The sequence below is a fragment of the Mesorhizobium sp. P2_C4 genome (assembly GCF_056404575.1).
This window is the reverse complement of the sequence record NZ_JBFUDT010000007.1, coordinates 172901-186210: the sequence shown is the minus strand read 5'-3', so window position 1 is coordinate 186210 and position 13310 is coordinate 172901. Positions and strand designations below refer to the sequence as shown.

The 13310-nt window shown below is 62.8% G+C and carries 13 protein-coding genes and 1 tRNA gene; 8 read left to right on the top strand and 6 right to left on the bottom strand.

Translation table 11 applies throughout. The annotated features are described in order from the left end of the window. Both aroB and AC1DX6_RS24465 read right to left on the bottom strand, forming a co-directional pair. The gene (gene aroB, locus AC1DX6_RS24470) at window positions 1-1137 is read right to left on the bottom strand and encodes a 3-dehydroquinate synthase (RefSeq protein WP_477318088.1); all 1137 of its coding nucleotides are present in this window, start codon (window positions 1135-1137) and stop codon (window positions 1-3) included. Next, entirely contained in the window at window positions 1134-1745 is a 612-nt protein-coding gene (locus tag AC1DX6_RS24465; protein ID WP_477318086.1) for a shikimate kinase, read from the bottom strand. Before AC1DX6_RS24465 ends, aroB begins: the two co-directional genes overlap by 4 nt. Before the next feature lie 147 nt (window positions 1746-1892). Between AC1DX6_RS24465 and AC1DX6_RS24460 the strand changes: the two genes are divergently transcribed. From AC1DX6_RS24460 to AC1DX6_RS24440, 5 genes are all read left to right on the top strand, one after another. Further along, entirely contained in the window at window positions 1893-2045 is a 153-nt protein-coding gene (locus AC1DX6_RS24460; RefSeq protein ID WP_477246470.1) for a histidine kinase, read from the top strand. Window positions 2046-2049: 4 nt separating this feature from the next. Next, window positions 2050-2967: a site-specific tyrosine recombinase XerD gene (locus tag AC1DX6_RS24455; protein ID WP_477318084.1), complete on the top strand. Its 918-nt coding sequence runs from the start codon at window positions 2050-2052 to the stop codon at window positions 2965-2967. A 99-nt stretch (window positions 2968-3066) separates the two neighbouring features. Continuing rightward, a complete protein-coding gene (locus AC1DX6_RS24450; protein ID WP_477318082.1) occupies window positions 3067-4017 on the top strand; it encodes an acetyl-CoA carboxylase carboxyltransferase subunit alpha in 951 nt (316 codons plus the stop codon). A 597-nt stretch (window positions 4018-4614) separates the two neighbouring features. Then, entirely contained in the window at window positions 4615-5895 is a 1281-nt protein-coding gene (locus AC1DX6_RS24445; protein ID WP_477318080.1) for a L,D-transpeptidase family protein, read from the top strand. Window positions 5896-5904: 9 nt separating this feature from the next. Next, entirely contained in the window at window positions 5905-6141 is a 237-nt protein-coding gene (locus AC1DX6_RS24440; protein ID WP_477318078.1) for a sulfurtransferase TusA family protein, read from the top strand. A 9-nt stretch (window positions 6142-6150) separates the two neighbouring features. On the opposite strand, the gene AC1DX6_RS24435 is transcribed toward AC1DX6_RS24440, so the two are convergent. Together AC1DX6_RS24435 and AC1DX6_RS24430 are read right to left on the bottom strand one after the other, a co-directional pair. Further along, window positions 6151-7257, bottom strand: a complete 1107-nt coding sequence (locus AC1DX6_RS24435; RefSeq protein WP_477318076.1) for a CobW family GTP-binding protein — start codon at window positions 7255-7257, stop codon at window positions 6151-6153. A 4-nt stretch (window positions 7258-7261) separates the two neighbouring features. After that, window positions 7262-8443: a D-alanyl-D-alanine carboxypeptidase family protein gene (locus AC1DX6_RS24430; RefSeq protein ID WP_477318074.1), complete on the bottom strand. Its 1182-nt coding sequence runs from the start codon at window positions 8441-8443 to the stop codon at window positions 7262-7264. Between the two features lie 217 nt (window positions 8444-8660). Between AC1DX6_RS24430 and AC1DX6_RS24425 the strand changes: the two genes are divergently transcribed. From AC1DX6_RS24425 to AC1DX6_RS24415, 3 genes are all read left to right on the top strand, one after another. Then, window positions 8661-9824 carry a M20 aminoacylase family protein gene (locus AC1DX6_RS24425; RefSeq protein WP_477318072.1) on the top strand — a complete coding sequence of 388 codons (1164 nt, stop codon included), beginning with the start codon at window positions 8661-8663 and terminating at the stop codon, window positions 9822-9824. 186 nt (window positions 9825-10010) lie between these two features. Further along, a tRNA-Arg gene (locus tag AC1DX6_RS24420) sits at window positions 10011-10087 on the top strand. A gap of 301 nt (window positions 10088-10388) precedes the next feature. Further along, the gene (locus AC1DX6_RS24415; RefSeq protein WP_477318070.1) at window positions 10389-11276 is read left to right on the top strand and encodes a metal-dependent phosphohydrolase; all 888 of its coding nucleotides are present in this window, start codon (window positions 10389-10391) and stop codon (window positions 11274-11276) included. 21 nt (window positions 11277-11297) lie between these two features. Here AC1DX6_RS24415 and AC1DX6_RS24410 read toward each other — a convergent pair whose 3' ends face one another. Continuing rightward, window positions 11298-12284 carry a methyltransferase gene (locus AC1DX6_RS24410; protein WP_477318068.1) on the bottom strand — a complete coding sequence of 329 codons (987 nt, stop codon included), beginning with the start codon at window positions 12282-12284 and terminating at the stop codon, window positions 11298-11300. 125 nt (window positions 12285-12409) lie between these two features. Then, a complete protein-coding gene (locus tag AC1DX6_RS24405) occupies window positions 12410-13231 on the bottom strand; it encodes a M15 family metallopeptidase (protein ID WP_477318066.1) in 822 nt (273 codons plus the stop codon). Between the last annotated feature and the right edge of the window lie 79 nt (window positions 13232-13310).

Sequence of the window (13310 nt, the reverse complement as noted above, 5' to 3'; positions counted from 1 at the left end):
TCAGCCGGCTTTCCTGTTCGCCGGGTGATTATCCCTAAGGAACGACAGCACTTCGGACGCCGGCACATCCTTGGCAATGAAGGCCTGGCCGACGCCGCGCGTCAGGATGAAGGTGAGCGCGCCGCGCGACACCTTCTTGTCCTGGGTGATGAAGGCCAGCAGCGCCTCGGCATCCGGCAATTCGCCGGGAATGTCGGCCATCCGCCACGGCAGGCCGACGGCGCGCAGATGCGTCTCGACGCGCGCCGCATCGTCAGGGCTAGCCAGATTGAGTCGCGAGGAAAAGCGGTGCGCCAGCGCCATGCCGACGGCGACGCCTTCACCATGCACGAGCCGGGCGCCGTCATAGCGGGTGGCGGCTTCGAGCGCATGGCCGAACGTGTGGCCGAGATTGAGCAAGGCACGATCGCCGGTCTCGAACTCGTCGCGGGCGACGACATCGGCCTTGGCGCGGCAAGCCTCGGCGATTGCTTCAGCCCGCTCCGGACCGCCGGCAAACACCTGCTTCCAGTTCTGTTCCAGCCAGGCGAACAACTCCGGGCGGTCGATGAGCCCGTATTTGGCCAGCTCGGCATAACCGGCGCGAAACTCCCGGATCGGCAGCGTGTCGAGCACCTCGGTGTCGGCCAGCACCAGTTTCGGCTGATGAAAGACGCCGACCAAATTCTTGCCGCGCGCGCTGTTGATGCCGGTCTTGCCGCCGACCGAGGAATCGACCTGCGCTAGGAGCGAGGTCGGGATCTGCACGAAATTCATGCCGCGGCGCACGATGCCGGCGGCAAAGCCGGTGAGGTCGCCGATGACACCGCCACCGAGCGCGATGACGACGTCGCCGCGCTCCAGCTTCGCCGCCAGCACGCCGTCAACCACCTCTTCGAGATGGGCAAAACTCTTGGTCTTCTCACCGGCCGGCAGCGTGATCACGGCAGGCTGGATGCCGCCTTTTTCGAGGCCGGCCATCAGCGTCTCGAGATGTGCGGCAGCGACATTGTCGTCGGTGACCACGGCCGCCCGAGTGCCGGGCAGGCGGTGCGCGATCTCGGCGCCGGCGCGCGACAGCAGGCCGGGACCGATCAATATGTCGTAGGCGCGATCGCCAAGCCCGACCTCGACGGTGACTGATTCACCAACGCTCACGACTGCACCTCGCCTGTTGCTGCAACCTCGGCAACACCGAAATGCCGGCAAAGCGCGTTCACCACCTCGGCCGCAATGACCTCCTTGCGGTCGTCGCGGGTCGGTACGGTGACGTTTGCTTCGGCATAGACCGGATAGCGCTCGGCCATCAGCCGCTCGAGCACGGCGCGGGGATCAGCACTTTTCAAAAGCGGCCGGTTCTGCTTCTTGGACACCCGGTCCATCAACAGCTCGATCTCGGCCTTCAGCCACACCGAAACGCCATGGCTGGCGATCGCTTCCCGCGTCTGTGCGTTCATGAAGGCGCCGCCACCCGTCGACAGCACTTGCGGCCCATTCTCCAGCACGCGCAGGATCACGCGCTGCTCCAGCGCCCGGAATTCGGTTTCGCCATAGCGCTCGAACAGTTCTGGAACCGTCATGCGCGAGACGCTTTCGATCTCCTGGTCGCTGTCGACGAAGGGCAGCGCCAGCATCGCTGCCACCTTGCGACCGATCGCCGTCTTGCCGGCGCCCATCAGACCGACAAAGACAATCGAACGGTTGCCCAGCTGGCCAAGCAGCGCGGCATGGCTCTCGCCGGGAGGATTTGCTGGTGGCGCGTTCATAACGACCCTCTTTGCCGGCGTATCGACATCAAAAGCCAGTTTGCGTCAAGCAGGCAGCAGGCGAGCTTCGTCCTTGAATTGGCCGGATTGGCGTCCCATAAGGGCACTGGGTTTGGAAACGCAGAACAAGAAGACGGGCGAAAATTGATGCCGACACTGTTCCGCTTTGTCGTGACGCTCACGATTCTGGCTGGCATTGCCTATGGCACGATGTTCGCGTTGGTGATGTTCGTCGAACCAAAGAAGGCGGAGATGAGCGTGCGCATCCCCTTGGAAAAGCTGAACCCCAAGAAAAACTAAACCGATGAACAGCGCCGCCCGCATCGAAGCCTTTCTCGAAATGATGAGCGCCGAGCGGGGTGCGGCCGAGAACACGCTGTCCTCCTATCGCCGCGACCTCGAAGACGCCTCGGCTGAAATCAGCGGTGGGCTTGCCGGTGCCGCCGCCGCCGATATCCGCGCCTATCTCGACGACGTCGCCGCGCGCGGCTTTGCCGCCACGTCGCAGGCGCGCAAACTCTCGGCGATCCGCCAGTTCTTCAAATTCCTCTATGCCGAAGGCCTGCGCGGCGACGACCCGACAGGAACGCTGGACAGCCCGAAAAAGGGCCGACCGCTGCCCAAGACGATGAGCGAGGCCGATACCGGCCGGCTGATCGACCGTGCGGCGCAGGAAGCGCTGGATGCCTCCCTGGCCGATGGTGACGGAATGGCGGCGCTGCGCTTGCACGCGCTGGTCGAGGTGCTCTACGCCACCGGCTTGCGGGTTTCCGAACTGGTCGGCCTGCCGGTGACCGTGGCCCAGCGCGACGATCGCTTCTTCATGGTGCGCGGCAAGGGCGACAAGGAGCGCATGGTGCCGCTCTCGGCCAAGGCGCGCACCGCGATGCGGGCATGGCTGGCCGCGCGGGCGACGGTGCCGGCCTTTGCCGACAGCTCGTTCCTGTTTCCGGCGGCCTCCGACAGCGGCTATCTCTCCAGGCAGGTCTTTGCCCGCGACCTCAAAGGCCTTGCCGCCCGGGCCGGCATATCAGCCGCGAAAATATCGCCGCACGTGCTGCGCCATGCTTTTGCCAGCCATCTGTTGCAGAACGGCGCCGATCTACGGGCCGTGCAGCAACTGCTCGGCCATGCCGACATCTCGACCACGCAGATTTACACCCATGTGCTGGAAGAGCGGCTGGTGCGACTGGTCAACGATCATCATCCGCTTGCCGACTAGGCCTCATATCGCTATGTGAGGACAACGTTCCCCCGCGCGGAGCCTAGGATTTCAGGGTTCCATCAGTCATTGCCTTCCGACGTATCGGTCCGCTCAAGAATGTACAATTACCTCGATTTCGAAAAGCCGGTGCAGGATCTCGAAGGCAAGATCCTCGAACTGAAGAAGCTCGCCGAGAATGGCGAGGCCGTCGATGTCGGCGATGAGATCAGCCGTCTCGAGAAACGCTCGCGCGACGCGCTGCGCGATGCCTACAAGGCGCTGACGCCTTGGCAGAAGGTTCAGGTCGCCCGCCATCCCGACAGGCCGCATTGCGTCGACTACATCAAGGGCCTGTTCAACGATTTCACGCCGCTCTCCGGCGACCGCAATTTTGGCGAGGACCAGGCGATCGTCGGCGGTTTCGCCCGTTTCCGTGGCGAGCCGGTGGCGATCATCGGCCAGGAAAAGGGTTCCGACACGACCAGCCGGCTCAAGCATAATTTCGGCTCGGTGCGGCCGGAGGGCTATCGCAAGGCGGTGCGCCTGATGGAACTCGCCGACCGCTTCAAGATCCCGCTGCTGACGCTGGTCGACACCGCCGGCGCCTATCCCGGCGTCGGCGCCGAAGAACGCGGCCAGGCCGAAGCCATCGCCCGCTCGACCTCGGCCTGTCTTGGCCTGAAGGTGCCGTCGATCTCGGTGGTCATCGGCGAAGGCGGCTCCGGCGGCGCCATTGCCATTGCCACCGCCAACCGTGTCTACATGCTCGAACACGCCATCTATTCGGTGATCTCGCCCGAGGGCGCCGCCTCGATCCTGTGGCGCGACACCACCCGCTCGAAGGATGCGGCGACCAATATGAAGATCACCGCCCAGGATCTTCTGGAGCTGAAGATCATCGACGCCATCATTCCCGAACCGCTCGGCGGCGCCCATCGAGGTGCTGAAACGGTGATTGCCGCCACCGGCGACCTCATCGCCAGGACAATGAAGGACTTTGCGGGCGCCAATACGGATTTCCGCGAACATCGGCGCGAAAAATACCTGGCGATGGGCCGCAGCCTCTAGTTTCATCGTTTCAAGGAAACGCCGACTGCAGACCAGTTCGTTGATTTCACAGTGACGGCCTGAACCCTGTGCGCATTTCCGCAGGTGGCAATAGACGCTACCGCCTTCAGCGGGTTCAAAGTAGACTATCCTGTGGTTCGGGACTGGGTCGCCATGGACACTTTGCTTTAACGGCTGCTAACTATGCTTTGCGTTTTTAGGGGACTTGAGATGAAAAAATACGAGAAACCTACCCTGGTCAAAGCGGCCCGCCTGCAAGCCCTAACGGCTCAGGTAAGCTCCAAGCCGCCAGGGAACAATAGCAATGGCAATAACGAGGGCGGCAGCATTAACTAGTCCCCGACCAATCCGGATCTGTCAAAACGTTTGATCGCCCTGGAATTGCCCCGGTCACCACGCGGCAAAGTGGCGGCCGGGCACGATTCCGCCACAAAAATGCCGCTGCATTCGGCTCAATGAAATTGCCGTGAGGGAAGCTGGCCAAAGCTTGCGGTAAGGAATTTTCAAGGTTAACGGGCTTAGGCTCCGTTACTGATCAGCGCGCGGACCCGGCAGTGCCGAAGCCGGGGCCCGAGAGAAAAAGACATAGCCGTACCCATGTATGCCAAGCTTGCCCGCACCGGACTTCTGATCGCCGCCCTTGGCGTTGCCGGCTGCAATGATTCCTCGATGAAGGATTTTGCCCCGGAGGCCAACAAGCCGCTGCCGGACAAGATCCTGGCCGACATGCAGGCCAAGGGCATGGTCCGCACCTCGTCGGTGATGGCCCGCATCTTCAAGGAAGAGGGCAAGCTCGAAATCTGGAAGGCCAAGACCAACGGCCGTTACGAGATGGTCGCCAGCTACGACATCTGCAAATGGTCGGGCAAGCTCGGGCCGAAATACACAGAGGGCGACCGCCAGGCGCCGGAAGGTTTCTATACGGTTCGTCCCTCGCAGATGAATCCGCGCTCGCACTATCATCTGTCCTTCAACATCGGCTATCCCAATGCCTATGACCGCGCCAACGGCCGCACCGGCGCCAATCTGATGGTGCATGGCGCCTGCTCGTCGTCGGGCTGCTATTCGATGACCGACGCGCAGATCGAACAGATCTATGCCTTCGGCCGCGACGCCTTCCAGGGTGGGCAGACCGAGTTCCAGATCCAGGCCTTTCCGTTCCGCATGACCGCCGCCAACATGGCGCGCTACCGCAACGATCCGAACTACGACTTCTGGAAGATGCTGAAGGTCGGCTACGACAATTTCGAGATCACCAAGGTGCCGCCTAAGGTCGACGTCTGCGAGAAGCGCTATGTCTTCAACCAGGTCGCCGCTGACGGCGCGACGTTCGATCCGACCGGTGCCTGTCCCGCCACCACGCAGCCGGATTCGCTGAAGAGCGCCTACAACGCCTACCAGAGCACCTACGACGCAGCCTTTACCGGCGCGGTCAAGGCCTCGGTGCCGGCGCCCAAGCCGACCATCGCCGGCGTCAAGGAAGCCAGCATCGTTTCCGACTGGTCGAAGCGCCGGGCGCGTGGTGAACGCGTACCGATCGACCCGCCGTCGCTCAACTCCGACGGTTCGGTGACGGAGACGGCGCGCATGGGCCGCATCGATTCGCCGGCCGGCCGCAAGATGGCGGCACTCGACGCCGAAAAGGCCGCCAAGCAGAAGGCCGAGGAGCAAAGGTTCGCGGCCATAGAAGAGGCCAAGGCTGCAAAAGCGGCAGCCAAGGCGCAGGCACTGGCCGAAGCGGAAGCCGCCAAGCAGGCTGCCCAGCAGCCGGTCACCACCGCGGGCGTCGAGCCGGCAGCCGAAACGCAGGCCGCGAGCGCCGACGAAGGCACGGTGAGCAAATTGAAGAAGAAGCTGCTCGGCATGTTCGGCGGCTGAGTCTTCGTCTTGGCCGGACGCACCGCAATTTACGATCTCAAGGGTCTCAACTGTCCCCTGCCCGTGCTCAAGGCCAAGAAACGGCTGGCTGCCATGAAACCGGGCAGCCGACTCTGGTTGGAGACCACCGACCCGCTCGCCGTCATCGACATTCCGGCCTTCTGCTCGGATGACGGCCACCAGCTGATTGAAACGGCGGCGATGTCCGGCGGCCATCGCTTTCTGGTCGAGCGCGGCGAACCGTAAATTTAAGGATCAACGCCCGGCGATGGCCAGTGGGTTGTTTTCCAGCGCTGCTCGGTCCGGCGTATCGATCGACGGCCTATTGGTGAAAGCGGCAAACAGCCGGCGGACATAGTCTTCCGGCATGTCGAGCGTGATCAGCACCAGCCTTGTGCCACGCTGGCCGTCCGGCCAGGATGCCAGTTGCACCGGCGGATGCAGGATTTTCTGCACGCCATGGATGACCAGCGGCCGCGACGGATCTTCTGCGAGCTCGATGACGCCCTTCATGCGCAGCAGGCGTTCGCCATGCGCCGAGCGCAACAGGTCGAGGAACATCTCGATCGTCGAAAACGGCACCGGTCCGTCATGGACGAGCGAATAGGAGCGCACGCGCGAATCATGCCGATGGTGATCGTCGTCATGATCGCCGTGATGGTGATGGTGGTCGCCATGGTCGTGGCCGGCTTCCTCGCCCAGCCAGCGCCGGACATCGGCGGATTTGGTGGCCGGATTGTAGAGACCGCAGTCAAACAGCGCCGCCACGCCGGTTTTTTTGTCGCCGGCCTCGAGCACCATTGCTCCGGGATTGATCTGCCGCAGCCGGGCTCGCAACGCCTCGACATCGCCCGCATCGGTGGCCAGATCGGCCTTGGTCAAAACGATGCGGTCGGCGACGGCCACCTGCTTGACCGCCTCGACATGGCCATCGAGCGTCGCGTTGCCGTTGACAGCGTCGACCAGCGTGATGACGCCGTCGAGCCGGAAAGCCTGGGCCAGGGCTGGATGCGCCATGATCGACTGCAGCACCGGCGCCGGATCGGCGAGCCCGGTGGTTTCGACGACGACGCGGGCAAGTCTGGCGATGCGCCCGGTCTGCAGCCGGTCGACAAGATCGGCCAGCGTGTCGACCAGTTCGCCGCGCACCGTGCAGCACAGGCAGCCGTCTGACAGCTGGATGATGCCGTCGGAGGCCTGCTCGACCAGAAGATGGTCGATCGCCACCTCGCCGAACTCGTTGATGATGACCGCGGTATCAGTGAGTGCGGGATCTTTGAGCAGCCGGTTGAGCAGCGTTGTCTTGCCGGCGCCGAGGAAACCGGTCAGCACCGAGACGGGAATGGGAAAGCCGCTGCTCATCGGGCTAATTCAGCGCCTTGACGGGCTGGTCGCCTTGGGCCGCGGCGGCGGCACCCGACGCTGTCGGCTCGGCGCCCTTTGGCGCCGGCAAATCGGGCCGCCAGCTCGGCAGCGGCACATCGGCGAATTCCTGACCGCCCTGGTCGAGCATGGCCTTCGGCGCCGGTCCGGTGGCGCCGCCAAGGCCGACGGCAACCAGCGTCGGCACATGGTCGAGCTTTTCCTGATAGGGCGATTTGGGCACGTCCTTGTCTTTTTCGGCTACTGGCGGCGGTGCAGCCTCGGACTGTTCCTTGGGCGCCTTCTTCTTGCAGATTTCGTCGTGCAGGTCGTTGGCTGACACGGCATCGCCATAGGAAGGCAGAGCCGCGACCGTGACCAAGTTCGGTGCCGGCGTGGCAAAGCCCTGATCGAGCAGTTTGGCCGCGGTCTCCGCACGGCTCACCGCTGATTTTTCGCCAAGCACCACGGCGACCAGCGTGCGCCCGTCGCGCGTTGCCGAGCCGATCATGTTGAAGCCGGAAGAGCAGACGAAACCCGTCTTCATGCCGTCGGCGCCCGGGTAGCGGCCGATCAAAAGATTGTAGTTCGGCAGTGTCTTCTTGCCGACGGCAAGACCCTCGATCGAGAACCAGGGGGCGTATTGCGGGAATTCGCTGCGGATCGCCATCACCAGCAGGGCAAGATCGCGCGCCGTCGTGTACTGGTCCGGCGAATAGAGCCCGTTCGGATTGACGAAATGCGTCCCGGTCATGCCGAGCCGTTGCGCCTCGGCATTCATGCGTGCGGCAAACGCGTCCTGCGAACCGCCGATATTCTCGCCGACAGCCATGGCGATGTCATTGGCCGATTTGACCAGCATCATCTTCAGCGCATTGTCGAGTCGCATCACCGAGCCGGGCTTGAAGCCCATCTTGCTCGGTGGTTCGCCGGCTGAATGTTTTGTCACCTTGATCGGCGAATCGAGCTGGACCTCACCGGCCGCGATGGCGCGGAAGGCTACATAGGCGGTCATCAGCTTGGTCAAGGAAGCCGGATACCAGCGCCTGAAAGCATCCTGATGCTGAAGAATCTTGCCGCTTTTCAGGTCGAACAGGATCGACGGATTGGCCAGAGCCGGTCCGGCCAGCGCGGGCAGCGCCACGGCGCCCGCCAGCAATAATGTGAGGAAATGCCTGTGCCGCATGATCGAATCCGAAATCGCCTCTTGCCGTAGTCGCCTCTGGCTCCGTAAGGTTTCATTACGCGATGGCCAGCACAATGCGGTCCGACCCTCATCCTCGAACCATATTGTTTGCGGTGCTATTTACCCTATGTGACGTCAACATGGCAAAGTGCCTGACAATCACAATTGCAATGCAGCAGGCCACAGCCGTCTGCTCCAACAGCGAGATGGAACCCGTATGCCGATCCTGAACCGCGCCGCCGAGATGCAGGATGAGGTCGCCGGCTGGCGACGCCATTTGCATCAGACGCCAGAACTGAATTTCGACGTCTTCAAGACCGCCGCCTTCGTCGCCGAGAAACTGAAGGAATTCGGCTGCGACGACGTGGTGACCGGGCTCGGCAAAACCGGCATCGTCGGCATCATCCACGGCCGCAAGGGACAAGGCACGACCGTCGGCCTGCGCGCCGACATGGACGCGCTGCCGATCAACGAGATCACCGGCAAGCCTTACGCCTCCACGGTTCCCGGCAAGATGCACGCCTGCGGCCATGATGGTCACACGGCGATGCTGCTGGGGGCCGCCAAATATCTGGCGGAGACGCGCAATTTCGCCGGCTCGGTGGCGGTTATCTTCCAGCCGGCCGAGGAAGGTGGCGGCGGCGGCAACGAGATGGTCAAGGACGGCATGATGGATCGCTTCGGCATCTCCCGGGTGTTCGGCATGCACAACATGCCGGGCCTGGCGGTCGGCGAGTTCGCCATCAGGCCGGGTCCGATCATGGCGGCGACCGCCGAGTTCACCATCACCGTCAGGGGCCGCGGCGGCCATGCGGCGATGCCGCATGGCACGATCGACCCGATCGTCATCACCAGTCAGCTTGTCGGCGCCTTGCAGACCATTGCCTCGCGCAGCATCGATCCGGTCGAGGCCGTGGTGGTGTCGGTGACCAAGTTCCACGCCGGCGACGCCTACAACGTCATTCCCGAGACCGCCGAGATCGCCGGCACGGTGCGCACGCTGAAGAAGGACATCGCCAGGAAGGCGGAGGAGCGCATCCGCACCATCTGCGACGGGCTGGCGACGGCCTTCGGGGTGACGATCGAGGTCGATTACGACGCCAACTATCCCGTAACCTTCAACCATGCGGAAGAGACGGTCTTTGCCGGCGATATCGCGGCCAACGTCGCCGGCGACGCCCAGGTGCACCGCGCCATCCAGCCGGTAATGGGCGGCGAGGATTTCTCCTACATGCTGGAAGCGCGGCCCGGCGCCTTCATCTTCATCGGCAATGGCGACAGCGCGGGTCTCCACCACCCGGCCTACGACTTCAACGACGAGGTCATCCCGCATGGCATGAGCTATTGGGTGAAGCTGGCGGAAACCGCGCTGGCCGCCTGACAATTTTAACGCCGGGTCGCACAAGCGGCACCGGCGTTTTGGCCCTTGGAGCTAGCGGATCGAGGGCCGACCGCAACGACACAGGCCTGGAACTCAAGGCCGCGCCACGGTGTAAAAGAGCCGCGTTGCCAGCATCAACCTGCCTCTTGGCGAAACGGTTCGAAGCGGCTATGTGTCGGGCCGCGTGGTCCCGTAGCTCAGTAGGATAGAGCGGCAGATTCCTAATCTGTAGGTCACAGGTTCGATTCCTGTCGGGATCACCACTCAGTCACGGTAGATATAGACCGTATCCGCTGGCTCAAAATTCGGTCGACTTATCCACAGGTCAGCCGCAGTAGTCTCCGAACGGTCGGGCTGACCCGGGCAACCCCTCTCTGTTTCCGCCGAGTTTTGAAAGTCCGTCTCTGTGACCGGCTTTCCGCGCCCTATTGCGACCGCGGTAACATTCGGTAGTCGCCGCTGCGTTGGGGCGTTGGTCCTAAGATAAAATCTACGCCGGAACCGTGCTAGGATGGCCGCTGCCGCGCGACTTGTCGTACTTCAACGCGGTCAGGAGCGATTGTCATGCTCAATCCAATCTCCATCATGGCCGACCGGCTCGGCGACCATCTGTCAGAACTCTATCTCCAGTATTTCTCGCATCGCAATCCGGAATATGCGAGCTACATAGGCGGGGCGGCCCGCCTTGTCTTGGAGCGCATCGGCAATTCGAACGCCCTCTATCACAACATCGAGCACACGCTGATGGTTACGCTCGCTGGCCAGCAGATCATCCGCGGCCGGCTGCTCTCGGAATCCCTGACCCCCGATGACTGGCTGCATTATACCTGCGCGCTGCTTGTCCACGACATTGGCATGGTGCACGGCGTGTGCCAGGGCGACACCGAGGACAGCTTCGTCATTAACGAGGCCGGCGACCGCCATACGCCACAGCGCGGCGCCTCCGACGCGGTGCTTGCGCCCTATCATATCGAGCGCTCCAAGATCTATGCGCGCCAACGTTTTGCTTCCTCGAAGTTCATCAACGAGGAGCGCATTGTCGAGGCGATCGAGATGACGCGCTTTCCGGTGCCGAACGATCCGGCCTACCAGGTCACCAACTCCGAGCCAGCGCTGGTCAGGGCCGCGGACCTGATCGGCCAGCTCGCTGATCCCTTCTACCACCGCAAGCTGCCGGCGCTGTTTGCCGAGTTCTCTGAGACCGGGATGGTGGAAAAGCTCGGCTGCAAGACCGCCGCCGATCTCGGCGCCATCTTCACCGATTTCTTCACGCTGAAGGTCGAGCCCTATATCGGCGACGCGATCCGCTATCTGGAGCTGACGACGGAAGGCAAGCAGTGGGTCGCCAACCTCCACAGCAACCTCTTCCAGTCCGGGCATCGCCCGGCCAGGATCGGGCCGTTCCCCGGTCTGTTGCAGCCGGCCCCGGCGAGCCTTTCGGTGGTAACTTAAGAGCCGGGATTTCAGCCACGATCAGCCCGCGAGGCGCGCACGAAACAACGTGCAACGGTCCGTCAGGCGCGACCTGGAGATATCCCGGAACCCAGCCTCGGTCATCCACGCGCGATACTGACCTTCTGTGTACGATTCGCCGTGGCGATAAAGGTTCAAGAAGGTGAGATTCAGAAAGACACCCTCAGACGGGCCGAGGCGGTCGTCATCGACGACACCCCACCCGGCAATTGCGATCTCGCCTCCTGGTGTAAGGCAACGCGCCGCGTTCAGGATCGAACTGCGCGCCTGCTCCGGCGGAAGGACCTGGACGACGGCCTTCAGGATCGCCAGATCGTGCCGACCGATCGATGGCGCGACAGTTATGTCGCCCTCTTCGACAACCACGTCGTCGGCACCGTATTCTGACAGGATGGCTGGCGCGACGGCTGCGACCGTTGGGAGCTCCATCAGCGTCGCCGCAATATGCGGCCACCGCTCGCGCAGTCCGACCAGAATGGTGCCGGCGCCCCCGCCGATGTCGATCACCGAACCGATCGCCGAGAGGTCCATCTCGCGGGCCAGATTTCGGCCGAAGATCACCCCGCCCGGTGCCAGCATGCGGCTGAAGGCTGCCGCGGACTCAGGCCCCGCTTCGGAAAAGTCGTGCAGCGCAGCCGGCCGGTTCTGCCGCAGCGACTCTGCGGTCAAAAGGTCAGCTCCCCAGAGCTCGCGCAGGAGCGCATGATCGCCACCGCGATAGGTCGGCTTGGACGCGTCGAGAAACTCCGACGCTTCGGCGCCGTTGCGAAATTGACCATCCTTGACTTCGAGGAGACCGATGCTGGCGAGCGCGTAGAGGAGCCGCGACAGACGATCGGGCTCGACTTTGAGCGCGGCCCCAAGGCTGTCAGCAGTCGCAGCATCGCCGCCGAGCCGGGTGAAGATGCCAAGGTCCAGCCCGGCGCGAAGCGCCAAGGCGGGGGGCACAGCCGCGATCAGCTTGTCGATCCGATCAGAATCCACCATGTCACATCCCCTCCCGCGATCCAGGACCGACTTTGAAGCAGTTCGGAAGATCGGATTCAACCGGGGCGGCGCTTTCCTCACGCGTGCAGAGATACGCGACCGGAAACGCCGACCCTCAATCCCGGTCAGCCGGATTTCTTGTACAACAGCAATTCCGGGCGGTACTCGAAGTGCATCGTATCGTAGTGATACCAGCGCCCGCCCCAGATGAAGCCGTTTTTCTCAAACAGTTCCACAACCGGCAGTGGGATACGGTTCTTGAATGGGATGTGTGCCTTCGGATTTTTCTTGTTTCTGTTGTTGTACCAATAGTCGGAGAAACCGACATTGATATCGAAAGCCGCCCCGAAAGAGTGAACGCTCAATCGATCGGTGCCGGCGATGGTCCGCCATACAAAACCGCCGCCTGGCATAAGCCCGTAGCGGCTTAGCTGTGGGGGCATGGCCTCAAGCGCGTCGGAGACCTTGCCCAGCCGGTCATTGATGCCAAAAAGCCTGCTAACCTGCACGACCTTCTTGCCAAGTTTTGGCAGCCATTTGACATCCGCGATATGCTTGCCCACCGCGGCAGCGCTGCCGCCGTAGAGCTTTTCGAAGAAGGCCTGGTTGCGGATACGACCGGGATCGAAATCATCCGCCGGGACCAGGGCTCCCGCACTGGCCAAGGGATAGACGAAGTGAAACATGTCTTCGATATCGGGAGAGTCCAGCAGCGCATCGGCGTCGCGCGTCTTGCCGTCATCCCACACCATCGAAGTGCCGTCGGTCCAGGTCAGTGTATTGCCCGATATGGTGAAAAGTCCCGGATAGGCCTTGAGCAAGGCCGCCTTGGCGGCAGGCTGGTCCACGCCGTCGCCGGTATCGGCAGCATATGCGAGGCGCCCATGGCCGCAGATCGCCAACACAACCACCAGCGGCAACAGCATGCGTCCTGGATGGTCGATCATTGTCCTGCCTCCCGGGGTAGCCAATCGCGACAGTGCTGCTGAAGACTGACTGGTGCGCCGGTTATACTCTTCCAAATCC